This is a genomic window from Flavobacterium cupriresistens, from assembly GCF_020911925.1.
Taxonomy (GTDB): domain Bacteria; phylum Bacteroidota; class Bacteroidia; order Flavobacteriales; family Flavobacteriaceae; genus Flavobacterium; species Flavobacterium cupriresistens.
Window position 1 is genome coordinate 26,115 of the sequence record NZ_CP087134.1, and the last position, 25,598, is coordinate 51,712.

General features: G+C 37.3%; 15 protein-coding genes, 2 tRNA genes and 4 rRNA genes. 10 read left to right on the forward strand and 11 right to left on the reverse strand.

Annotation, left to right across the window (positions count from 1 at the left end; translation table 11 throughout):
• Positions 1-106 precede the first annotated feature (106 nt).
• The 6 genes from LNP23_RS00130 to LNP23_RS00155 all read right to left on the reverse strand — a co-directional run bounded on the left by LNP23_RS00130 (position 107) and on the right by LNP23_RS00155 (position 8,762).
• A 16S ribosomal RNA gene (locus tag LNP23_RS00130) occupies positions 107-1,620 on the reverse strand.
• A 1,887-nt stretch (positions 1,621-3,507) separates the two neighbouring features.
• Positions 3,508-3,617, reverse strand: a 5S ribosomal RNA gene (rrf, locus tag LNP23_RS00135).
• 167 nt (positions 3,618-3,784) lie between these two features.
• A 23S ribosomal RNA gene (locus tag LNP23_RS00140) occupies positions 3,785-6,663 on the reverse strand.
• Between the two features lie 147 nt (positions 6,664-6,810).
• Positions 6,811-6,884 (reverse strand) — tRNA-Ala (locus tag LNP23_RS00145).
• Positions 6,885-7,050: 166 nt separating this feature from the next.
• Positions 7,051-7,124 (reverse strand) — tRNA-Ile (locus LNP23_RS00150).
• A gap of 124 nt (positions 7,125-7,248) precedes the next feature.
• Positions 7,249-8,762 (reverse strand): 16S ribosomal RNA (locus tag LNP23_RS00155).
• Together the 16S, 23S and 5S rRNA genes with 2 tRNA genes alongside form the textbook arrangement of a ribosomal RNA operon.
• A gap of 1,235 nt (positions 8,763-9,997) precedes the next feature.
• On the opposite strand from LNP23_RS00155, the gene thrS reads away from it, so the two are divergent.
• From thrS to LNP23_RS00205, 10 genes are all read left to right on the forward strand, one after another.
• Positions 9,998-11,944 (forward strand): threonine--tRNA ligase, encoded by a 1,947-nt coding sequence (gene thrS, locus LNP23_RS00160; protein WP_047773799.1) that lies wholly within the window; start codon positions 9,998-10,000, stop codon positions 11,942-11,944.
• A 22-nt stretch (positions 11,945-11,966) separates the two neighbouring features.
• Positions 11,967-12,518, forward strand: a complete 552-nt coding sequence (gene infC, locus LNP23_RS00165; protein ID WP_082210583.1) for a translation initiation factor IF-3 — start codon at positions 11,967-11,969, stop codon at positions 12,516-12,518.
• 99 nt (positions 12,519-12,617) lie between these two features.
• Entirely contained in the window at positions 12,618-12,815 is a 198-nt protein-coding gene (gene rpmI, locus LNP23_RS00170; RefSeq protein ID WP_007810722.1) for a 50S ribosomal protein L35, read from the forward strand.
• A 100-nt stretch (positions 12,816-12,915) separates the two neighbouring features.
• A complete protein-coding gene (gene rplT, locus LNP23_RS00175; protein ID WP_047773802.1) occupies positions 12,916-13,260 on the forward strand; it encodes a 50S ribosomal protein L20 in 345 nt (114 codons plus the stop codon).
• Positions 13,261-13,406: 146 nt separating this feature from the next.
• Positions 13,407-13,979, forward strand: coding sequence for a Crp/Fnr family transcriptional regulator (locus LNP23_RS00180; protein WP_230003015.1), 573 nt, complete (start codon positions 13,407-13,409; stop codon positions 13,977-13,979).
• Positions 13,980-14,058: 79 nt separating this feature from the next.
• Positions 14,059-14,493, forward strand: coding sequence for a carboxymuconolactone decarboxylase family protein (locus LNP23_RS00185; protein WP_230003016.1), 435 nt, complete (start codon positions 14,059-14,061; stop codon positions 14,491-14,493).
• A gap of 168 nt (positions 14,494-14,661) precedes the next feature.
• The gene (locus LNP23_RS00190; protein ID WP_230003017.1) at positions 14,662-16,389 is read left to right on the forward strand and encodes a tetratricopeptide repeat-containing sensor histidine kinase; all 1,728 of its coding nucleotides are present in this window, start codon (positions 14,662-14,664) and stop codon (positions 16,387-16,389) included.
• 7 nt (positions 16,390-16,396) lie between these two features.
• Entirely contained in the window at positions 16,397-18,157 is a 1,761-nt protein-coding gene (locus tag LNP23_RS00195; RefSeq protein ID WP_230003018.1) for a tetratricopeptide repeat-containing sensor histidine kinase, read from the forward strand.
• An 11-nt stretch (positions 18,158-18,168) separates the two neighbouring features.
• Positions 18,169-18,837 carry a DUF5932 domain-containing protein gene (locus LNP23_RS00200; RefSeq protein ID WP_230003019.1) on the forward strand — a complete coding sequence of 223 codons (669 nt, stop codon included), beginning with the start codon at positions 18,169-18,171 and terminating at the stop codon, positions 18,835-18,837.
• 417 nt (positions 18,838-19,254) lie between these two features.
• On the forward strand, positions 19,255-20,058 hold the full coding sequence (locus tag LNP23_RS00205) for an endonuclease/exonuclease/phosphatase family protein (protein WP_230003020.1): 804 nt from the start codon (positions 19,255-19,257) through the stop codon (positions 20,056-20,058).
• 2 nt (positions 20,059-20,060) lie between these two features.
• On the opposite strand, the gene LNP23_RS00210 is transcribed toward LNP23_RS00205, so the two are convergent.
• The 5 genes from LNP23_RS00210 to LNP23_RS00230 form a co-directional block, all read right to left on the reverse strand.
• On the reverse strand, positions 20,061-21,320 hold the full coding sequence (locus tag LNP23_RS00210; RefSeq protein ID WP_230003021.1) for an asparagine synthetase B: 1,260 nt from the start codon (positions 21,318-21,320) through the stop codon (positions 20,061-20,063).
• Positions 21,321-21,651: 331 nt separating this feature from the next.
• Positions 21,652-22,317 carry a response regulator transcription factor gene (locus tag LNP23_RS00215; protein ID WP_047773813.1) on the reverse strand — a complete coding sequence of 222 codons (666 nt, stop codon included), beginning with the start codon at positions 22,315-22,317 and terminating at the stop codon, positions 21,652-21,654.
• 116 nt (positions 22,318-22,433) lie between these two features.
• Positions 22,434-23,243 (reverse strand): sensor histidine kinase, encoded by an 810-nt coding sequence (locus LNP23_RS00220; RefSeq protein ID WP_230003022.1) that lies wholly within the window; start codon positions 23,241-23,243, stop codon positions 22,434-22,436.
• 151 nt (positions 23,244-23,394) lie between these two features.
• Positions 23,395-24,159: a hypothetical protein gene (locus LNP23_RS00225; protein WP_230003023.1), complete on the reverse strand. Its 765-nt coding sequence runs from the start codon at positions 24,157-24,159 to the stop codon at positions 23,395-23,397.
• 80 nt (positions 24,160-24,239) lie between these two features.
• On the reverse strand, positions 24,240-25,007 hold the full coding sequence (locus LNP23_RS00230; RefSeq protein ID WP_230003024.1) for a hypothetical protein: 768 nt from the start codon (positions 25,005-25,007) through the stop codon (positions 24,240-24,242).
• Positions 25,008-25,598: the final 591 nt, after the last annotated feature.

Here is a 25,598-nt window from a genome sequence, read left to right on the forward strand (position 1 = left end):
TTATTTGAACTAACAGCAAGAGTAATAAAATTTCATGATTCAGAAACATTTAGATCTGCATCTTTTTTCCTAACCGTGCAATTGCTTGCTAACACTTAGGCTCTAGAAAGGAGGTGTTCCAGCCGCACCTTCCGGTACGGCTACCTTGTTACGACTTAGCCCTAGTTACCAGTTTTACCCTAGGCAGCTCCTTGCGGTCACCGACTTCAGGCACCCCCAGCTTCCATGGCTTGACGGGCGGTGTGTACAAGGCCCGGGAACGTATTCACCGGATCATGGCTGATATCCGATTACTAGCGATTCCAGCTTCACGGAGTCGAGTTGCAGACTCCGATCCGAACTGTGACCGGTTTTGTAGATTCGCTCCTGGTCGCCCAGTGGCTGCTCTCTGTACCGGCCATTGTAGCACGTGTGTAGCCCAAGGCGTAAGGGCCGTGATGATTTGACGTCATCCCCACCTTCCTCACAGTTTGCACTGGCAGTCTTGTTAGAGTTCCCGACATGACTCGCTGGCAACTAACAACAGGGGTTGCGCTCGTTATAGGACTTAACCTGACACCTCACGGCACGAGCTGACGACAACCATGCAGCACCTTGTAAATTGTCTTGCGAAAAGTCTGTTTCCAAACCGGTCAATCTACATTTAAGCCTTGGTAAGGTTCCTCGCGTATCATCGAATTAAACCACATGCTCCACCGCTTGTGCGGGCCCCCGTCAATTCCTTTGAGTTTCATTCTTGCGAACGTACTCCCCAGGTGGGATACTTATCACTTTCGCTTAGCCACTGAACTTGCGCCCAACAGCTAGTATCCATCGTTTACGGCGTGGACTACCAGGGTATCTAATCCTGTTCGCTACCCACGCTTTCGTCCATCAGCGTCAATATATTAGTAGTAACCTGCCTTCGCAATTGGTATTCCATGTAATCTCTAAGCATTTCACCGCTACACTACATATTCTAGTTACTTCCTAATAATTCAAGTCTAGCAGTATCAATGGCCGTTCCACCGTTGAGCGATGGGCTTTCACCACTGACTTACCAAACCGCCTACGGACCCTTTAAACCCAATGATTCCGGATAACGCTTGGATCCTCCGTATTACCGCGGCTGCTGGCACGGAGTTAGCCGATCCTTATTCTTACAGTACCGTCAAGCTGGTTCACGAACCAGTGTTTCTTCCTGTACAAAAGCAGTTTACAATCCATAGGACCGTCATCCTGCACGCGGCATGGCTGGATCAGGCTTGCGCCCATTGTCCAATATTCCTCACTGCTGCCTCCCGTAGGAGTCTGGTCCGTGTCTCAGTACCAGTGTGGGGGATCTCCCTCTCAGGACCCCTACCCATCGTAGCCTTGGTAAGCCGTTACCTTACCAACTAGCTAATGGGACGCATGCTCATCTTTTACCGTTGTGACTTTAATAATTAAATGATGCCATTCAATTATACTATGAGGTATTAATCCAAATTTCTCTGGGCTATCCCTCTGTAAAAGGTAGATTGCATACGCGTTACGCACCCGTGCGCCGGTCTCAAGCTCCGAAGAACTCTACCCCTCGACTTGCATGTGTTAAGCCTGCCGCTAGCGTTCATCCTGAGCCAGGATCAAACTCTTCATCGTATATTTTTTATATTATATTGCGATGCGTTCTCTATCGGTTCTTTTCGAATCTCTCGATTCCATTACTCTTATTCTTTTGTTTTAACATCTCTGTTAAAACGGCTGTCAATTCAATATGTCTACGAACGTATGTTTCTGTGTTTCGCTTGTTTCTCAAAGCGGGTGCAAAACTACATCTTTATTTTTAACTGGCAAGACTTTTTTGAAGTTTTTTTTAGAAACTTTTCGTTTCTAATTTTCTTCTTTTCTTAACCAATCTCTCAATGAACTTGCGTGTTTTGCGGGGTGCAAAGGTAAGCAGCGTTTTCAAATCTCACAAGCTTTTTTGAATCTTTTTTTTATTTTGTTTTCTCAAACTTTTCTAAAAAATTAATCCTCTTTTCTTGTCAGTCTATCAGGGAACGTCTGCGTCGTTGCGGGTGCAAAAGTAGTCCCTTTATTCGCTTTTACAAGCTTTTTACTTTGCTTTTTTTGCCTTTTTTTGAATCTTTTTCTTAACTTACTGGTAATGGTGTTTTTACAAAACTTCTTTTTTTGTTGTTTTTAGGAAATTACCTTCTTTTGCTGTATTTTTTATATTGCAACAACTTAATCATATATCTTTTTCAAAGAGTTTTCTACTTCTCTACTGCTTTTTTAAGATTCCTTCACCAGGTGTATTTCTTAATTTTTGCCGTCTTTTGATTTTTTTTCAGTTCCTATAGAATTTTAGCATTCAAAAAAAACTTCCAATCCTATCCCTTCACAAACTGTTTTGGCTTTAATAAGCAAAAATAAAAACAAAGACCAAACAAAAAATTAAGTTATTGCGTCTTTTTTCCAATACTACAGCTTCAATAAATGAGTAAGGTATTTTCAAAAATTAAGAGCTTAATTTAAAACAGAGTTTTTTTAGCACTGAATTCTATTTTCATCCTCGCAATTTTATCCTTTCAATATTTCTTTTTTCTACAACCAACTTCTTTTTACAAAACTCAAGCAAAAGCTCATACAAATCAGCTTTTTTTACCTATAACTTTAAATTTGTAAAATTACCCACCCTTACCTAGTCTTCAATCTAGACAACATCTTATAAAAAGACACAATTAAAGACAATAAGTCATCAAACCCAATTAAAGCTTGTTTTTCTTACAAAAATATTGTATTTAAAAAATTAAGATTTTAGATCAAATCTAAAAGAAGTGGGGTCTTGCGAAAATTTACTCAAACTGCTCTAATTAGCACTCTAATTTCTTTCTTTCAAACTGACATAGTTCTTATTTTAAATAATACTATTTCTCAATATATAGTTTAACACCTCTTTGCAGCTTCCCTTTTCACAACATCAATTTATCAAGTCTATTTCTTGTAATTCTGTTTTTTTTTCAACAAAAGATAAATCTTCATTTTCTTATCTTGTTTTATGGAGTTTCTTGCTGAGATTTACTTCGCCTATTCGCTTTCGCTCGGATTTCCTAGGCCGAAAGGACAAACGTGATGCATATTTTGCAAATAAACTAGATTTTCGCATCCCGTTCTTTAACACTTCATTCGTTTTGAACTTGACCCCGGGGTTCTTTCAAAGATTGAAATTAGATTTTTACTCGGCTCAAAGTTTAAGCTTGTCAAGTTTCCTTCGACTTCGCTCAGGATGACACATGGTAAAAGAATGTAAAGTAAAAGAAATAAGAATAAAACCAGGGATTTTACAATAAATCAAATTCAAAAGTTGTAAAATTCTCATCTGTACTGTTTTTTTTTAACCGCAAAGTTCGTTAGGGGTTTACGTAAAGGACGCAAAGATAAAACTTAACTGAACTTACATCACTTATATGGTTTAAAAAAAACAACAACCAAAAAGTTATATAAAACAAAAAACCCTATCCGATTTGGATAGGGTTCTTAAAAGAAAGGCGACGACATACTCTCCCACATAACTGCAGTACCATCTGCGCAGGCGGGCTTAACTACTCTGTTCGGGATGGGAAGAGGTGAGCCCCGCCGCAATAACCACCTTAAGGTCGTTGTTACTTGAGGTAACGTACAATTAATTAAAAATTTATAATTAATAATTAAATAATTGCAACAATATCTTAACATACTGAGATAAAGAATATAAAAAAGTCCTTGACATGAGTCGAAGGGAGAAAGTTTCTTCCCCACACCAAAGTGTGGGGAAAAGGGTGTACATAAGCTTACGGATTATTAGTACTACTCGACTATGACATTACTGCCTTTACATCTATAGCCTATCAACGTGGTCATCTTCCACGATCCTTAAAAGAAATCTCATCTTGTGGTGGGTTTCGCGCTTATATGCTTTCAGCGCTTATCCCTTCCAAACGTAGCTACTCTGCGGTGCCCCTGGCGGGACAACAGATACACTAGAGGTTTGTCCAATTCGGTCCTCTCGTACTAGAATCAGATCCACTCAAATTTCTAACGCCCACAGTAGATAGAGACCGAACTGTCTCACGACGTTCTGAACCCAGCTCGCGTGCCACTTTAATGGGCGAACAGCCCAACCCTTGGGACCTTCTCCAGCCCCAGGATGTGACGAGCCGACATCGAGGTGCCAAACCCCCCCGTCGATATGAGCTCTTGGGGGAGATCAGCCTGTTATCCCCGGCGTACCTTTTATCCTTTGAGCGATGGCCCTTCCATGCGGAACCACCGGATCACTATGCTCTACTTTCGTACCTGATCGACCTGTATGTCTCTCAGTCAAGCTCCCTTATGCCATTGCACTCTACGCACGGTTACCAAGCGTACTGAGGGAACCTTTAGAAGCCTCCGTTACTCTTTTGGAGGCGACCACCCCAGTCAAACTACCCACCAAGCAATGTCCCCCACAACGCGGGGTTAGGCCTCAGATAAACAAAGGGTTGTATTTCAACAATGACTCCACAACGCCTAGCGACGCCACTTCACAGTCTCCAACCTATCCTACACATCATTTATCCAAGGTCAATACTAAGCTATAGTAAAGGTGCACAGGGTCTTTTCGTCCCACTGCGGGTAAACGGCATCTTCACCGTTACTACAATTTCACCGAGCTCATGGCTGAGACAGTGTCCAGATCGTTACACCATTCGTGCAGGTCGGAACTTACCCGACAAGGAATTTCGCTACCTTAGGACCGTTATAGTTACGGCCGCCGTTTACTGGGGCTTCAATTCAATGCTTCTCCGAAGATAACATCTCCTCTTAACCTTCCAGCACCGGGCAGGTGTCAGGCCCTATACTTCATCTTACGATTTTGCAGAGCCCTGTGTTTTTGATAAACAGTCGCCTGGACCTCTTCACTGCGGCCAGCTTGCGCTGGCGACCTTTCTCCCGAAGTTACAGGTCTATTTTGCCTAATTCCTTAGCCATGAATCTCTCGAGCACCTTAGGATTCTCTCCTCAACTACCTGTGTCGGTTTACGGTACTGGTACTAATTACCTGAAGTTTAGAGGTTTTTCTTGGAAGCCCTTAGGCGCACTATCTCTTTGTCCGAAGACTCCGAGTACTATCGTATTTCCCCAAGCCGCGTGGATTTGCCTGCGCAGCTTATAGGTAGGTACTTCAACGAACTATTCCGTCAGTTCGCGGCGCTTTCATCACTCCGTCACCCCATCACAGTAATTAGTAGTACGGGAATATTAACCCGTTAGCCATCGACTGTCCCTTTCGGGTTCGCCTTAGGACCAGACTAACCCACAGCTGATTAGCATAGCTGTGGAAACCTTAGTTTTTCGGTGTGCGGGTTTCTCGCCCGCATTATCGTTACTTATGCCTACATTTTCTTTTCTAACCAGTCCAGCATACCTTACGATACACCTTCAACCCTGTTAGAATGCTCCCCTACCACTTACAGTAAACTGTAAATCCATAGCTTCGGTAATATGCTTATGCCCGATTATTATCCATGCTCGTCCGCTCGACTAGTGAGCTGTTACGCACTCTTTAAATGAATGGCTGCTTCCAAGCCAACATCCTAGCTGTCTGGGCAGACAAACCTCGTTCTTTCAACTTAGCATATATTTGGGGACCTTAGCTGATGGTCTGGGTTCTTTCCCTCTCGGACTTGGACCTTAGCACCCAAGCCCTCACTGTTATCAATCATTATATAGCATTCGGAGTTTGTCAGGAATTGGTAGGCGGTGAAGCCCCCGCATCCAATCAGTAGCTCTACCTCTATATAACTAAAATAACGCTGCACCTAAATGCATTTCGGGGAGTACGAGCTATTTCCGAGTTTGATTGGCCTTTCACCCCTACCCACAGGTCATCCGAAGACTTTTCAACGTCAACCGGTTCGGACCTCCACACTGTGTTACCAGCGCTTCATCCTGCCCATGGGTAGATCACACGGTTTCGCGTCTAACACTACTGACTAAAGCGCCCTATTCAGACTCGCTTTCGCTACGGATCCGTGGCTTAACCACTTATCCTTGCCAGCAACGTTAACTCGTAGGCTCATTATGCAAAAGGCACGCCGTCACCCCACGAAAGGGCTCCGACCGCTTGTAAGCGTATGGTTTCAGGATCTATTTCACTCCGTTATTCACGGTTCTTTTCACCTTTCCCTCACGGTACTGGTTCACTATCGGTCTCTCAGGAGTATTTAGCCTTAGCGGATGGTCCCGCCAAATTCAGACAGGGTTTCACGTGCCCCGCCCTACTCAGGATACCACTATCTATTACACTTGTTACCTATACGAGGCTATCACTCTCTATGGCATAACTTTCCAGTCACTTCTAGTTCCTTGTGCATAAAATGTCGTGGTCCTACAACCCCAATCTTGCCGTAACAACATTGGTTTGGGCTAATCCGCGTTCGCTCGCCACTACTTACGGAATCACTTTTGTTTTCTTCTCCTCCGCCTACTTAGATGTTTCAGTTCAGCGGGTTTGCCCACCTATCGGTGTACTATGTCTTCAACATAGTGGGTTGCCCCATTCAGGTATCTACGGATCAATCGGTGTGTGCCCGTCCCCGTAGCTTTTCGCAGCTTATCACGCCTTTCATCGCCTCTGAGAGCCAAGGCATCCCCCATACGCCCTTATTTTGCTTATTGTACCAATCATAAAATCAATTATGACCGTTTTTTTTTGTCTTTTATTATCCGTATTACTACCAATAACAAAAAACGCTTTCTACTTTTTATTATTTCTTATCTCAATATGTCAATGAACTTTTATTTACTACTTTTATAGTAAATCAGTGGAGAATAACGGAGTCGAACCGTTGACCTCCTGCGTGCAAGGCAGGCGCTCTAGCCAGCTGAGCTAATCCCCCATTTTGCAATCTTAGATTGTAGAATTCAGATTTTAGATTTCTTAATTCTTCTCTAATTTCTTTGGTGAATTCCAACTTCTAGAATTTCCTTTTTTTAAGCTTTTCAGTCTTTTTAAGTTACTTTTAATTATAAATTTTTGATTTTTAATTAATTCTCTTTAAAAAGTAGTCCCGGGCAGACTCGAACTGCCGACCCCTACATTATCAGTGTAGTACTCTAACCAGCTGAGCTACGAGACTCTGTTTTACTTAAATTTATTATTTGAACTAACAGCAAGAGTAATAAAATTTCATGATTCAGAAACATTTAGATCTGCATCTTTTTTCCTAACCGTGCAATTGCTTGCTAACACTTAGGCTCTAGAAAGGAGGTGTTCCAGCCGCACCTTCCGGTACGGCTACCTTGTTACGACTTAGCCCTAGTTACCAGTTTTACCCTAGGCAGCTCCTTGCGGTCACCGACTTCAGGCACCCCCAGCTTCCATGGCTTGACGGGCGGTGTGTACAAGGCCCGGGAACGTATTCACCGGATCATGGCTGATATCCGATTACTAGCGATTCCAGCTTCACGGAGTCGAGTTGCAGACTCCGATCCGAACTGTGACCGGTTTTGTAGATTCGCTCCTGGTCGCCCAGTGGCTGCTCTCTGTACCGGCCATTGTAGCACGTGTGTAGCCCAAGGCGTAAGGGCCGTGATGATTTGACGTCATCCCCACCTTCCTCACAGTTTGCACTGGCAGTCTTGTTAGAGTTCCCGACATGACTCGCTGGCAACTAACAACAGGGGTTGCGCTCGTTATAGGACTTAACCTGACACCTCACGGCACGAGCTGACGACAACCATGCAGCACCTTGTAAATTGTCTTGCGAAAAGTCTGTTTCCAAACCGGTCAATCTACATTTAAGCCTTGGTAAGGTTCCTCGCGTATCATCGAATTAAACCACATGCTCCACCGCTTGTGCGGGCCCCCGTCAATTCCTTTGAGTTTCATTCTTGCGAACGTACTCCCCAGGTGGGATACTTATCACTTTCGCTTAGCCACTGAACTTGCGCCCAACAGCTAGTATCCATCGTTTACGGCGTGGACTACCAGGGTATCTAATCCTGTTCGCTACCCACGCTTTCGTCCATCAGCGTCAATATATTAGTAGTAACCTGCCTTCGCAATTGGTATTCCATGTAATCTCTAAGCATTTCACCGCTACACTACATATTCTAGTTACTTCCTAATAATTCAAGTCTAGCAGTATCAATGGCCGTTCCACCGTTGAGCGATGGGCTTTCACCACTGACTTACCAAACCGCCTACGGACCCTTTAAACCCAATGATTCCGGATAACGCTTGGATCCTCCGTATTACCGCGGCTGCTGGCACGGAGTTAGCCGATCCTTATTCTTACAGTACCGTCAAGCTGGTTCACGAACCAGTGTTTCTTCCTGTACAAAAGCAGTTTACAATCCATAGGACCGTCATCCTGCACGCGGCATGGCTGGATCAGGCTTGCGCCCATTGTCCAATATTCCTCACTGCTGCCTCCCGTAGGAGTCTGGTCCGTGTCTCAGTACCAGTGTGGGGGATCTCCCTCTCAGGACCCCTACCCATCGTAGCCTTGGTAAGCCGTTACCTTACCAACTAGCTAATGGGACGCATGCTCATCTTTTACCGTTGTGACTTTAATAATTAAATGATGCCATTCAATTATACTATGAGGTATTAATCCAAATTTCTCTGGGCTATCCCTCTGTAAAAGGTAGATTGCATACGCGTTACGCACCCGTGCGCCGGTCTCAAGCTCCGAAGAACTCTACCCCTCGACTTGCATGTGTTAAGCCTGCCGCTAGCGTTCATCCTGAGCCAGGATCAAACTCTTCATCGTATATTTTTTATATTATATTGCGATGCGTTCTCTATCGGTTCTTTTCGAATCTCTCGATTCTATTACTCTTATTCTTTTGTTTTAACATCTCTGTTAAAACGGCTGTCAATTCAATATGTCTACGAACGTGTGTTTCTTTTTATTTTCGCTTGTGTTGCAAAGCGGGTGCAAAACTACATCTTTATTTTTAACTGGCAAGACTTTTTTGAAGTTTTTTTTAGAAACTTTTCGTTTCCAATTTTCTTCTTTTCTTAACCAATCTCTCAATGAACTTGCGTGTTTTGCGGGGTGCAAAGGTAAGCAGCGTTTTCAAATCTCACAAGCTTTTTTGAATCTTTTTTTTATTTTGTTTTCTCAAACTTTTCTAAAAAATTAATCCTCTTTTCTTGTCAGTCTATCAGGGAACGTCTGCGTCGTTGCGGGTGCAAAAGTAGTCCCTTTATTCGTTTCTACAAGCTTTTTACTTTGCTTTTTTTGCCTTTTTTTCAATCTTTTTCTTAACTCACTGGTAATGGTGTTTTTACAAAACTTAGCCTTTTGTTGTTTTTAGGAATTTTCTTTCATGTTGTGGTATTATCTTGTTGCTGCTCTTTTGGAAGGGCTGATTTTACTGGGTTTTACTCTTTTGAGGGTTTAGATCCTCGGAGTTATTCTTGCTTCCCGGGCTCTCTCTTTACTCTGGATAGTCTCGCAAAGACGCAAAAGCGCTAAGTTTCTTCTTTTTTTGATGTTGGGGCTTGTGGACTTAGAATAATAAACCCGACAGGTTTTGAAAACCTGTCGGGTTGAGGACGTATTATTAAGGATATGATTGCTCCTATATATTATAGTATCTGATTTAAGGAATCTATAACTTCTTTTGTACGCTGAGTGCTTTTAATTTGGAATCTTTAAACAACAAACCCGACAGGTTTTAAAAACCTGTCGGGTTGGGGAATATAAACCATTACCACCTACATAACCAGAAAGAAAATCTACTAACAATCTGATTCTACATCAAAAACGCAAAGAAAGATTAGAATCAAACCTACCACCAAACACTCCTTCTCTACCAGATCCATTCATAAACAAAAAACCTACAGCTATTAAAAAGCCTAGAGATTCAAAACTTAAATTATCCAGCAATACATTAGAACAACAAAAGCCTTACTAATTATATATGCATATAAACTTCTACTTACATATTGTAAGTGTTTTTGTAATGCGCTATATTTGCATTCACAAAATTATAAACAATGATTAAGATTACTTTACCCGACGGGTCAATTAGAGAGTTTGCCTCAGGCGTAACTCCGATGGAGGTTGCTAAAAGCATTAGTGAAGGATTTGCAAGAAACGTGATTTCTGCGTCTTTTAATGGTACAACAATAGAAACCGAAACTCCATTGACGACCGACGGTAGTCTTATTTTATATACCTGGAATGATGCGGAAGGAAAAAAAGCTTTCTGGCATTCGACTTCTCACGTAATGGCGCAAGCTCTTGAGGAACTTTATCCTGGAATTAAACTGACTCTTGGGCCAGCAATTTCAAACGGGTTCTATTATGATGTAGATTTCGAAGATCAAAAGATAACTGATGCTGACTTCAAAAAGATTGAGGATCGTGTTCTTGAAATTTCAAGAGAGAAACATGAATTCAAAATGCGTCCGGTTAGCAAAGCAGATGCTTTAGCAATGTATAAAGACAACGTTTACAAGACAGAATTGATTTCTAACCTTGAAGACGGAACTATTACATTTTGCGATCATTCCACTTTTACTGATTTATGTCGTGGTGGACATATACCGAATACCGGTATCATCAAAGCCATGAAAATCATGAGTGTTGCAGGTGCTTACTGGCGTGGTGACGAGAAAAACAAACAGCTGACTCGTGTTTACGGAACTTCTTTCCCTAAACAAAAAGATTTAACTGAATATCTGGAACTTCTTGAAGAGGCTAAACGTCGTGACCACCGTAAACTTGGTAAAGAACTTGAATTGTTTGCTTTCTCTCAGAAAGTTGGACAAGGTTTACCTTTATGGTTACCAAAAGGAGCGGCACTTAGAGATCGTTTAGAACAATTTTTAAAGAAAGCTCAAAAGAAAGCCGGATACGAACAAGTAGTAACTCCACATATTGGACAGAAAGAGCTTTATGTTACTTCTGGACATTACGCAAAATATGGTGCAGATAGTTTTCAGCCAATCAATACTCCTGCCGAAGGTGAAGAGTTTTTATTGAAGCCAATGAACTGTCCTCATCACTGTGAAATTTACAATGTAAGACCTTGGTCATATAAAGATTTACCGAAGCGTTATGCAGAATTTGGTACTGTATACCGATATGAGCAATCCGGTGAATTACATGGATTGACTCGTGTAAGAGGTTTTACTCAGGATGATGCACACATTTTCTGTACTCCAGAGCAACTGGATGAAGAGTTTAAAAAAGTAATTGACCTAGTATTATATGTATTTGGTTCATTAGGCTTTGAAAACTTTACAGCTCAAATTTCTTTAAGAGACCAGGAAAACAGAGAGAAATACATTGGTTCTGATGAAAACTGGGAGAAAGCTGAAAATGCCATTATCAACGCTGCAGCTGACAAAGGGCTAAACACTGTAATAGAATATGGTGAGGCTGCTTTTTACGGTCCGAAGCTTGACTTTATGGTAAAAGATGCTTTAGGCAGACAATGGCAATTAGGAACAATTCAGGTTGATTATAACCTACCAGAGCGTTTCGAATTGACTTACAAAGGCGCTGATAACGAATTACATAGACCTGTAATGATTCACAGAGCTCCTTTTGGATCTATGGAACGTTTTATCGCTATTTTGCTAGAGCACACTGCAGGAAATTTCCCACTATGGTTAATGCCTGAGCAGGCTATTATCTTGTCTTTGAGCGAGAAATACGAAATATATGCTAAAAAAGTTTTAGATTTGCTAGAAAATCACGAAATTCGCGCCCTAATTGACAACCGAAGTGAGACTATTGGTAAGAAAATTAGAGATGCCGAAATGCAGAAAATACCGTTTATGCTTATTGTAGGTGAGGAAGAGGAGAAAAACGGAACAATTTCTATTCGTCGCCATGGTCAAGAAGGAAAAGGGAATATTACAGTTACAATTGATGAATTTGTCGCTATTGTAAACGAAGAAATAAAAAAGACATTAAAAGTTTTTACAGTTTAACTTAAATTATAAAGTCATAGCAATAAGAAGCAACAGAGGTTACCAACCTCGAGTAGAAAAAAAAGATGCACACAGAATAAATAATCATATTCGTGGTGTACAAGAAGTAAGACTAGTAGGCGAGAACATCGAACCAGGTGTATTTAAGCTTGCTGAAGCTTTACGTTTAGCGGATCAATTCGAATTGGATTTGGTTGAAATTTCACCAAACGCTGAGCCGCCGGTTTGTAAAATCATGGATTACAAGAAATTTGTTTACGAACAAAAGAAACGTGACAAGGTTTTAAAAGCTAAGTCAACGCAAGTTGTAGTAAAAGAAATTAGATTTGGTCCTCAGACAGATGAGCATGATTACGAATTTAAAAGAAAGAATGCTGAGAAATTCCTTAAAGAAGGAGCAAAACTAAAAGCATTCGTTTTCTTTAAAGGTCGTTCTATCATCTATAAAGATCAAGGTCAGATTTTATTATTACGTTTGGCAACCGATTTAGAAGAGCACGGTAAAGTAGAAGCAATGCCTGTGTTAGAAGGAAAGAGAATGATTATGTTCATTGCTCCGAAGAAAAAGAAATAGTGTTCAGTTTACAGTTTCAGTATTCAGTTTTACAACCTGAAACTTTAAACATGAAACAAAGATATAAGTAAGTAAGAATAAATTAAAACACTAGGAAAAATGCCTAAAATGAAAACAAAATCTAGCGCCAAGAAACGTTTCAAAGTTACTGGTTCTGGAAAGATTAAAAGAAAGCATGCTTTTAAAAGTCACATCTTGACAAAAAAATCTAAAAAACGTAAATTAGCTTTGACACACTCTGCGCTAGTTCACTCAACAGATATGAAAAGCATTAAACAACAATTAAGAATTATCTAATAATTCTTTCGGTTAAAAATTATTTATATAACCTTGGAGTATGGCCATTAAGTTCCTTTGATTTAATTCAGGACGCCTGCTACAAAAACACATTAAAATTATGCCAAGATCGGTAAATTCAGTTGCTAAAAGAGCAAGAAGAAAAAAAATAATGAAGCAAGCCAAAGGTTTCTTTGGTAGACGTAAAAACGTTTGGACAGTTGCTAAGAATGCGGTAGAGAAAGCAATGTGCTACGCTTACCGTGACAGAAAACAGAACAAAAGAAATTTCCGTGCTTTATGGATTCAACGTATTAACGCTGGAGCTAGATTAGAAGGAATCTCTTATTCTCAATTCATGGGGAAAGTTAAAGCTAACGGAATCGAATTGAACCGTAAAGTTCTTGCAGATTTAGCTATGAACCACCCTGAAGCTTTCAAAGCTATTCTTAATAAAGTAAAATAAACGTTTTATAAACTCAATTTAAGATTACTTACTTATCATAGAAAACCCAGTCAATTGACTGGGTTTTTGCTTTTATACCTTCCTCAATAAATCTCTTTTTACAAACTAAATTTAAAAAGTATATTTACACAAAAGTAAAACGCAGCATGTATCAACCTCTTCTTACTCATATCGCAAAATATATCACATTAGAACCTTCTGAGATCAATACTTTGGAGTCTTGCTTACGTTTGTCTAAAATAAAAAAGAAAGAGTGTCTATTACAGGAAGGACAAGTTTGCAATACAATGTACTTTATACTAAAAGGCTGCATTAGACAATACATTATTAACGCCAAAGGAACTGAGCAAACGTTGCAATTTGGAATTGAAAACTGGTGGATTACCGATTATTTAAGCTATCACAATCATGTTCCTTCGCATTTTTATATTCAGGCGGTTGAGAATTGTGAAGTCATTGCTATTGAAAAAACCGTACTTGAATCACTATTACTTCAGATTCCTAAACTGGAACGTTACTTTAGAATTGTATCTCAGAAGTCTTTTGGAGCAGCTCAAATGCGCATCAAATTTTTATTTACGATGTCGGCAGAAGAACGCTATCATCATTTTAACAATCAGTTTCCGGAATTCGTACAACGTATCCCTCAGTATATGCTTGCCTCCTACTTAGATTTTTCAGCTGAATTTATGAGTAAAATCAGATCCGGTAAAATTTAATCTTCATTTCTTGAACTACTTCAAGTTTTCTAAAGCTGATTTTGTTGAACTTTGTATCAAACTTTAAAAGACAAGTACAATGAAACCAAGAATAGTTATTCCAAAAGTAGCTCCGGAAGCATACCAGGCAATGTTAGGCTTAGAAAAATACATCGCTTCAACATCATTAAGTCCTATTCATAAGGAATTAATCAAAATTAGAGCCTCCCAAGTTAATGGTTGTGCGTATTGCATCAATATGCATACAGCAGACGCCCGCAAATTGGGTTTAAGCGAACAGCGCATTTATTTACTAAGCGCATGGCGTGAGGCTGATGTTTATACCGAAGAAGAACAAGCCATCTTAGCATTAACAGAAGAAGTCACCTTGATAAGCAATCATGTTTCTGAAGAAGTTTACCAAAATGCTGCTCGCTTTTTTGACGAAAAATACCTTGCCGAAATTATAATGATGATCATCACCATCAATGCCTGGAATAGAATTGGAATTACTACAGGCTTAAGAGCCGTATAATTTTAAAGATAATTTTTACAAAAAAAATACTAATGCGAACCCTCACCTGTGAGGGTTTGTTTGTATATAACTGTATATGAGAAATAGATATTATACATTAAAAAAAAAAATCTAAAATACCGTATTTATACGTATTGTCATTTGACAGATTTTTCTACTTTTGGCGCAATGATACCACAAAGAATACACACTTACCTCTCTATATTCCTTACTCTCGTTGTTTTCTCTTCTTGTCAAAAGAAGCCTGTTGCTATCACACAAAAAACGAAACCTAATCCTGAAATTCGACAGCTGATTGCGACAGCTGATAAATTCAGAGCAAGCAAACAACTTGACAGTGCTTTCTATTATTATAACAAAGCTAAAATTAACTGTACTCCTACTAACCCCATTAGTGATTATGCGTATTGCGTAACGAATATGGCCGACATACAGCAAACTTTGGACGATTTCCTTGGCAGCGAAACTACCCTAGTCAAAGCCCTACCACTTTTAAGCAGCCTGAAAAACCCTGATTCTTTATGGAAAATATATACTATTCTAGGCACTAACTATAGTAACATTTACAATTACGACACTGCACTATCCTACTTTTATAAAGCATTATATTTAAACACTGGCGTCGTTAAAAAGTTAACTACAAAAAATAATATTGGAGCTGTTTTTATAAAACAAAAAAAATACAATGCCTGCTTACAACTTTTACTTCCTTTAAGCAGTTCTACAAGTGTGCAGGAAAGTCGTGAGCAATACTCCAGATTACTGGACAATATCGGTTTTTGCTATTTTAAACTTGAAAAAAAAGAAGCTCTTTTGTACTATACCAAAAGTCTGGAAATTAAATCTGAGCTAAAAGACGCTTATCAATTAGGTAAAACCTATTACCATCTTGCCGAATACTATCAAAAAAACAATCTGCCTTTATCAATAAAATACGCCAAACTGAGCTACGAAAAACATCGTAATTCAGATTGCATAGATCAGACATTAAAAGTTCTTGCTTTTCTTATAAAAAATGATTCCGGTAAAGAATTAGAGAAAAATTCTATTACCTATGTAAAATTGACAGACAGTATTTCTGAAGTCAAACAGAAAGCAAAAAATTTATTTGCTAGAATAAAATACGATTCAAAAAAAGAAAAGGACGAAAACTTAAAACTTAAAGCACAAAAAATAAAAAATGAACTACAGCTAGAAGGACAGGAAACGAGAAATAACATCTCTTACATCATTATTTTACTGACTCTTGTTCTGATTCTGATCCTATATTTTTATCTAAATTCAAGAGCCAATCGAGAAAAACTAAAAGCGACTTATCACAGCGAAACCCGCATTTCAAAAAAACTACACGACGAACTTGCCAATGATGTTTATCATGCTATGGCTTTTGCTGAAAACAGAGATCTTTCAATAATCGAAAACAAAAACAATTTAATAAATAGTCTTACTGATATTTATTCCCGAACAACAGATATTTCAAAAGAAAACTGCCCAATCATAACAGATATCAATTACATCATCTCTTTAAAGGAGATGATTTCCGGATTTAACACCTCAAATGTCACTATTGTACTAAGTGGTTTAGATACCATATTGTGGGATGAAATTGAAAAAACAAAAAAAATAAACATCTACAGAATCCTGCAAGAATTGCTTGTAAACATGAAAAAACACAGTAAAGCAACCTTAATCGGGATTACAATAAAAAAGACAACAGATGTTATCCTTATTAATTACGCTGATAATGGACAGGGTATTGATCTTAAAAAAATAGGTTTTAAAAATGGACTACAAAATATAGAAAATAGAATTGCTACTATAAAAGGAGGCGTTACTTTCGACTCCAATCCAAAAGAAGGCTTTAAAGTTTTTATTAAACTCCCTTTATACCACTAATAAAAACATGGATATTTCTACAAAAGGGCAATCGCTACTGCCTCTTCTATTTAAAATAATTACTGTACTATTGATTATCTTATCTCTGCATTCCTGTAAAAAAGAGAATTGGATCAATCGCAAAAAGGAAAAAACTACTACTCAGATCAAGAAAATTATTGATACTGCAGATGTTTTACTCGATCTTAAAAAAAGAGATAGTGCTTACTATTACTTTAATAAGGTGCTACCCTTAATTGACCCGAAAAGAAATCCTGAAGAATTTGTTTACACTTTGATGTGTATGGCAGAAATACAGCATTTTAAGGGCAACCCTATTAAAAGCGAGTCTTATCTGACCAAGACTATGCCTTATCTGGAAAAAATAAAAAATCGTGGGTACAAATGGACGGTTTACACGATTATGGCCAATAATTACCATACTTCGTACGATCTGAAAAATGCTCTTTTGCACCATCAAAAAGCATTAAACTATACATCCACTACCTTACAAAGAAATCAGACACTGCATAATATAGCACTAGTATATTGTGATCAGGAAAAATACATTGATGCAATAGAAATCTATTTACCGCTTCTCGCGAAACATACTACGGACCCCGAAAATTTAAATATCGACGAGACCAATTATGCCATGGTACTAAACGATCTGGGACATTGTTATTACAAAACGCACAATCCAAAAGCATTGGAATGTTTTAATGAGAGTTTGAAAATCAACCAACAAATTAAAAATCAGGAAGGAATCATGTTCAATCACTGGTTTATCTCTCTTTATTATTTAAAAAGCAATCCAAAATATGCATCGAAACATGTTAAATTGGCTTATGACATCTCTTGTCGCCATAATTACACAACCAAAAGAATCCAATATTTAAGTGCGCTTGTAAAATGCAGTACCGGGCCTGAACAAAAAAAATATGCGCTTGCTTATATACAGCTGTCTGATAGCATTAAAGAGGTGAGACTGCGAACGAAAAATCAATTTTCTCAAATTAAATACGATTCAAAACTAGATAAAGCCGAAAATTTACAACTCAAAACTCAAAAGGCAGAAAATAAATTACAACTCGAACGAGAGAAAAACCGGAACATCATTTCGTATATCCTAATCTTATTCATTCTGGTTATTTTACTATTTCTCTCCTCTTATTTAATATTAAAAGGAAGAAGAGAAAAAAACGACGCCATCTATGAGAGCGAAATGCGCATCTCTGCAAAACTAAAAAGTGAGCTTTCTAACAACATTTACAACCTGATTCTGTTTGCAAGCACCGAAAATCTGGAAAGTGAGGAAAACAAAGAGCGGTTACTAAATAATCTAGAGGTCATCTATTCCCGTACCCGAAATATCTCAAAGGAAAACAGCAGTATACTAACCGACGAAAATTACACTTTGATTTTAAAAGAAATGATTTCTGAATTTAAAACCCAGGACATCAATATTTTTTCAAGTGGTTTAGATACGATTCCGTGGAAACAAATCGATAAAAACAAAAAAATAATTCTCTACAGAGCACTTCAAGAGTTATTTACCAACATGAAAACACATAGTAAAGCAACTTTGGCAAGTATAACTTTTAAAATAAAAGACAAAAAAATAATCGTAACTTACGCAAATAACAGCGTTGGGACTACAAAAAACAACACTGCCTTAAAAAATAGACTACAAAATGTGGAAAGCCGTATAAAAACTATCAATGGAACTCTTATTTTTGACACCTACTCTCAAAGTGGGTTCAAATTAAGTTTTACTTTTCATTTATAAAAAATATAAATATGTTTAAAAAAGTTTTAGTTGCAGAAGATTTAGACAGCATAAGCATAACTGTTATTCAGGTTTTGGAAGATTTAAATATTCCAATAATTGATCATGTAAAATATTGTGATGATGCTCTGCTAAAAATAAAAAAGGGAATAGCCGAAAAAGACCCCTATGACTTAATAATTAGCGACTTATCATTTAAATCTGATCACAGGAAAGTAAAATTATCTTCGGGAGAGGAACTTATAGCTGCAATAAATAAAGTACAGCCTTCCATAAAAAAAATTATATTCTCCATAGAAGATAAGTCCTATCGCATACAATCTCTTTTTAATGACTTAGCCATTAATGCTTATATTTCAAAAGGAAGAAATAGTATCGATGAACTAAAAAAGGCTATTGAAAGAACTTTCAGAAATGAAGAAAAAATAGTATCCTCTAATCTTTCTTCCACTTTTAGTGACAAAGCTGTAATTGAAATTGAGTCGTATGATATTTCAATTTTGAAACTGCTGGCGAAGGGTTATACTTTAGAAAATATTTCAAGTGAATTTAAAAACGTATCCATAACACCAAACGGCACCAGCAGTATTGAAAAAAGAATCAATAAATTAAAGACCTTCTTTAAAGCGAACAATAATGTACATTTGATCGCTATTGCAAAAGATCTTGGCTTGATATAGTTGCATTATTTTTACGGGTTTACGTAAGGAATTCTGCTTTTATAATTTTAAATTTGCAGCAGAATCTATTAAACTACGAATGAAGTCGAAATACAGTATTACTAATTTAGAGAAAAATCAAATTCAAAAATTAATCTCAAACACTAGTACATCCAAAAATGAAACTGCTTTAAAAGCTATGATACTTGGCTTTGTATTTGTAATTTGTTTTGCCTTTCTATCAGAGAAAGCTGGATGGCTAAAAGTAAATTGGAATATCATTTTTATCCCTGTTCTTTTAGTTTTGCAAATACTAATTATAACAACTGCATTAAAAAACAGATACAAGAGAATTTAAAAGAATTTGTCTTTAAAGTTTTTCCTCTTTTTTAACAAAGTAGCCCTTTTAGAACGCTACATTTGATCCTTCCCCTTTTCATGAAAAACATTCTCTGCCTTTTTGTTCTACTTGTAACTTTTCAGTCCTTTTCTCAGGTAAAAATTCTATCCTGGAATATCGAGAACTTTGGAAAATCAAAAACAGAATCTCAATTAGATTTTATCGCCAATACGGTTCACGACTATGATATTATTGCTGTTCAGGAAGTTGTGGCGGGTTATGGTGGCGCTCAGGCAGTAGCAAAATTGGCCGGTGTCCTGAATAAAAAGGGTTCAAAATGGGATTATCGCATCAGTGATCCTACCAGTGGCAGCAGCTATAAAAAAGAGCGTTATGCTTTTATTTGGAAAATCAATAAAGTCCAACTGAAAGGAAATACCTGGCTTGAAAAAAAATACGGTCTTCAAATTGATCGTGAGCCTTATTTTGCTAGTTTCGAAATTGGTAAAAAAACGATTACAGTAGTTAATTTTCATGCGATTACCAAAAGCAAGCAACCGGAAACAGAAATAAAGTACTTTAAATTTCTACCACAACAATACCCCAATTTAAACTTAATTTTTGCCGGCGATTATAATTGTCCACAGTCGCATACTGTTTTTAATCCCTTAAAAAAAATGGGGTACTCTCCCGTTTTTCAAAACCAAAAAACCACTTTAAAACAAAAGTGCAAAGGAGAAACCTGCCTGGCATCAGAATTTGATAATATCTTTTACAGCACCAATTCCTTATCTCACCTCAATTCGGGAGTAATTTTGTTTTATAAAAAATTTAATTCCTTAAAAGAAGCCCGAAAAATATCGGATCACATTCCTGTTTGGCTGGAATTTTCAATTAAATAAAATTAGGTTTTCAATTTTTTCTTTCTTGCTGCAGGGAACAATACATTATTTAAAATTAATCGATACCCCGGAGAATTAGGATGTAAGTCTAAAACGGTCGGCGGATCACCTACCTGATGCTGAAAATCTTCGGGATCATGTCCGCCAAAAAAGGTAAACATCCCTTTTCCTTTTTCACCATGAATGTATCTGGACTCTCCATTTAGTTCACAAACTCCCATTACTAAAACATTGGATTTAATAAAAGAGGAATCAAAAGAGGTGGTTTGTCCCATAAAACCCTTTACCAATTGTGTATGATTCTGGCATAACATACTCGGAATCGGATCCCATTTTGCAGAAAACTCCATCAGTGAGAAGTAATCTTTTTCCATCGGGATTCTACGTTTGGAAGTCATGTCAATATCTGAAAACTCATATACTTCCGGTTTTCTTTCTAGTGTAAAATTTTTAAAAGCAAATGAATTCGAATAATTCAGTTTTGATTGATAATTAGGTTCACTGGCATCTCCGTCAAACATCGCTTCACAAATATCAACTCCGTCTGCGGCAAGTGCGATATCAAAACTATCCGTTGCAGAACACATGGCAAACATAAATCCTCCACCGATAACAAAATCACGTATTTTTTTTGCCACTGCTCCTTTTTCCTGAGAGACTTTTGGATAACCTAATTTAACCGCCAGTGCTTCTGCATCGCTTTTTTGATCAATATACCAAGGAGTATTTTTGTAAGCAGCATAAAATTTACCATACTGACCTGTAAAATCTTCGTGATGTAAATGCAACCAATCGTAAAGAAGCAATTGATCACTCAAAACTTCTTCATCATAAATTGGGGTAAAAGGGATTTCGGCATACGTTAAAACTAAGGTTACGGCATCGTCCCAAGGTTGTTTTCCTTTTGGTGTATATACTGCAATCTTTGGTGCTTTCTCCAAAACAACCGATTCCATATTTTGAGAAGGGCTGGAAATTTCATTTAGAATAGAAGCTTCTTCTGCATCTGAAATTATCTCAAAACTAACGCCTCTGATTTTACATTCTTTACGGATTTCCTCTACATCGGGCAATAAAAAGGAGCCTCCCCGATAATTCAGCAACCAACTGGCTTTGTAATCTTTACTCAAACACCAATAGGTAATTCCATATGCTTTCAGATGATTTTGCTGTGTCATTTCATCCATCGGCAATAGAATAAACGAAGCCTTAGCGGTTAATGAAAACAGAAGTACAGCAATATAAACTAGGCTTTTATTCATCAGAAAATTATTTTAGTAAAGATATAAAGGAAGCTGTAAAAAACACAATTGCATCGCCAATTTATTCCGCTTTCCAATAAAATCAGTAAACTGCTACAAGAATAACAAAATCACGTAAAAACACCTGTATTTTAACAACTCTTTCTAATTAAATTTGTTGACCAAAATAACCATTTTTTACTATATCGATGAAGAATTTAACTATGAGATCCAATGAAGGCAACAATAAACAAAAAAAAATAAATATAATTCGAAGAATAGGTGTTTGTGCACTTGTTCTGACTATAATCCTGTATTATGTTTTATCGATTCAATTTTTAGCCAGTTAAACTTAAATATTTAAAACCGCAATTTCGTTTTGAATTGCATATACTACTAATCCGGCAATATTTCTGGATTCTGTTTTAAGCAATAAATTATTACGATGTCCTTCTACAGTTCTTGGACTTAAAAAAAGTTGATCTGCAATTTCAGAAGTTGTTTTTTGCAGGCAAATAAGTTGAAGAATTTCTATTTCTCTAGGGGACAGAAAACCGGTTTCTAAGTTTGACTTATTATTTTTTGAAGAAATAATGGTATCCTGAATGGTTCTTAAAACAGTCTGACTGTAGTAAAACCCCTTTCGTGATACCTCATTAATGGTATGGATTAGATCTTTTGGAGTTGTATTTTTTATTAAATACGCAACAGCACCAACCTGTATCATATTAGCGATAAACGATTTTGTATCGTAACTGGTTAAAGCAATTATTTTAATATCCGGATAGGATTTACGAATAATTTTAGTGGCTTCAACCCCATTTAAAATAGGCATCTTTAAATCCATGACTATAATGTCCGGCTTTATTTCATAGTCTTCTAAGCAAAAAATAAGGTCTTCCCCATTTGAAGCTTCGAAAATAATTTCAATATTATCCTCTTTTTGCAGTAAAAAAGAAATTCCTTTCCGGAATAAAACTTCATCATCGACTAAAGCAATTTTAATAGCGTTACTCATTTTTTTACTAGGTTTTGGTCGTTTTTAGTATACCGAAATTACAAAATATGCATTGAAAAACAGCGAAATGCCTGTATTTATTGGAAAAAAAAATGCTTTTTATTTCAAAATGGACTTTAAAAAGTAAACATTACCGCAATACCACTACCAATTTGAGAGTCTATTTTAATTGTTCCGTTCAGAAATGATACCCGACTGTCAATATTTTTCATGCCAAGTCCTTTCTGATTTTCTAATTTCCCGGCATCAAAACCGACTCCGTTATCTTCATAATGGCAAACATTCATCTGATTTTCACTTTTAAAACCAATTTTGATTGCATTGGCTTTTCCGTGTCGCAGGGAATTATTCATCAATTCCTGTAAAATTCTAAAAACATGCAAATGGCGGTCCATTTCTAAAGGATCAAACTCAATTTCATTTTTGTAAGACACCTTGATAACTTTACAGCTTTCAAACTCATCACATAATTCTTCAACTGCTGCATGAAGTCCAAATTTTTCGAAAACAGGGGGTAATAAATTATGGGCAATCTTTCTTGAATTCTCTAACGCTTTTGCAGTTAGATTGATAATATTCTCCGTAATTTCTAACGTTTCTTTTTCCGTTAAGTTGGGAGCACTTAATAAATGACTGTTTAAAGATACTATATTCAGTTTAGAACTAATGTCATCATGCAAATCCTGAGCAATTCTTTTACGCTCTTCTTCCTGAGTAAGTATTACAGCCAGCAGCTGTTCTTTCTGATAATGAATTTCTAAATTTTTCTTTTCTACTTCTTCTTCAATAATTTTTTTCCTTGAAAAATAGAAAAATACAACCAAAGCGATTGCCATCAACATTAAAAAAAGAGAGGTGTACAATATGATTACCACAATCTCTTTTTCCGGAATTGAAATTAAACTTGTGGAAACTACCGTTAACATTCCATTTTTTTTTATCAGTTATTACTCTAAAAACCAAATGTATTGTATTTTACTTAATTTTAAAGGTAACATACAAAAAACTTAAAATAAAAATCTCTGTCAGAATATTACCCTTGACAGAGATTTATTCCAGTTCACTCCTTTTTATGGCTTATAAACCCCCGAAATCGGCCGGATCTCCTGTAGGCGGGCATGGTAGCGAAAAATCATAAACAGCAGCCGCCTCTTTTGATGTCGGTGTTGTTTTTTTAATATCATTATTTTTGTCTAGACCGATCAGAACAGTAGTTACTTTTCCTTTTGTATTCAGACCTAAAAACAAACCAATGTTTGCTGTATTTCCACTGTCTACCATCGCTAGAATCACCTCTGACTCTAAACTAAAATAACGAAAACGCACTCCCTCATAAGAAGTTACTTCTTCTAAGTCAGCAACAGCACTCAATTTCTGTTGCCAGGCTTCAATACCGGCGAAAGCGTCTTTGGGCAACAATGAATGTGCATTTAATAACGCTGTTCTTTTGTTGGTTTTGCTAACAGTCAACTGGTTAAGTTTACTCAGCTTACCGTTATAATTTGATTCTTTTAATACTGTTGCGCTTACGGTTCCTAGTTTTTTGCCGGATTTGTCAACACCTGTCACACTAATTTGAATCGTATGATCATCATAACCTAACACAAAACGTACAGTTGTAACATTTGGTGTTTTGACTAATGCCTCCATTTTATCTGCCGGAAACAAATAGGCCGTAACCTGTTTTTGCGAACTTGCAAATTTCGAATCCAAAGTAGCCGTAAGCCAGTTTTCCTTTTGTTCTGTTGTCACAACCTTGCTCTCTTCCTGAGCACTTTCCTTTTGACAGGAAGACATAAAAAACAGCGCCACTAATGCAACGCTTAAAATTGCTTTTTTCATAGTTTATTCTTTGTTAGGGTTAAATTAAAAAAAATCCAGAGTTTGTTTGTCTTTAAAACTCCCTCTGAATCTCAAAATTATTAATGCGATTTACAACTTCCGTAGGGCGGACACGGACGGACACCATCAAAAATACTAACAGCAATATTAATTCCCCCAGTTATCCCCTGAGCAAACTCTTTTACTGCATTGTTTTTGTCCAATCCAATTAAGATCGTAGTAACCTTGCCTTTTGGATTTAATCCTAAAAACAAGCCAATGTTTACTATATCCTCATGATCCACCATAGCGGCTACTACATCTGCTTCTAAACTAAAATAACAAAAACGTGATCCCTCATAAGAAGTTATTGCGTTCAGATCAGAAACCGATTTTAGCTTTTCCTGCCAGGCTTCAATACCTGCAAGAGCATCTTTTGGGAGCAACAAATGTTCTTCTACTACCGGTGATCTCATCTCTGTTTCGCTAATAGACAACGCACTAAGCCTGCTTAGTTTCTCTTGATAATTGGATTCTTTCAGTACGGTAGGATTGACGATTCCTAATTCCTTTCCAGACTTATCGACACCGATTATACTAATCTGAATCGTATTGTCCGCATACCCCAGAAGAAAACGAACTTCTTTAATATTGGGGGTTTTAACCAGTGTTGCCATTTCATTGGTCGAGAACAAATAAGCCGTAACTTTCTTTTGAGAAGTTGCAAACTTAGCATCCAGATTTGCAGTCTGCCAATTTTCTTTTTCTTCTTTAGACATAGCCTTGCTTTCTTCCTGAGTGTTTTCTTTTTGACATGATGTCATAAAAAACAGCGCTATCAAAGTAGCGCATAAAGTAATTTTTTTCATGGTTGATTTAGTTTAAATTGGGTTAAAATCGATTTAACAGAACATTTACTTTCTATTAAAATATCATTAATTTAAAAGCAACTAGACAATCTTACTATTCATTTTCAGGATCACTATTCAAGGAGGATATAGGCGGGGGTATCCTAAACACAGACAATTTATTTGACGTTGCGGTTCATTCTTTTACGGTATTGTTACTATCTAAACCTGTTAAAACAGTAGTCACTTTAGTTTTTGAATTCAATCCTAAAAAACACATCAATGGGTGTTGTACATCCTTTATCAACTATAATGGATTTAAACTAAAGTAGCGAAAACGTGATCCCTTCAATCTCTATTATTGCATCAAGTCAAAAAGTTGTGGAGTAATTTGTGTAAATCACCTCCATGGTATTAGCATTAACAGCTATTGATGTTTGTTTTGTTGTTGATTTTCCAGACTTTATTTCTCGCAAAGACACTGAGCCGTCAAGTTTTTGTATTGATTTTTTAACTCCGCGACTTTGCGACTTCGCGAGATTTTTATTTCTTCACAACTTTTGGACTTGATTCTTTTTACTTCTGGCATGTAGATATAAAAAACAGCGCTAC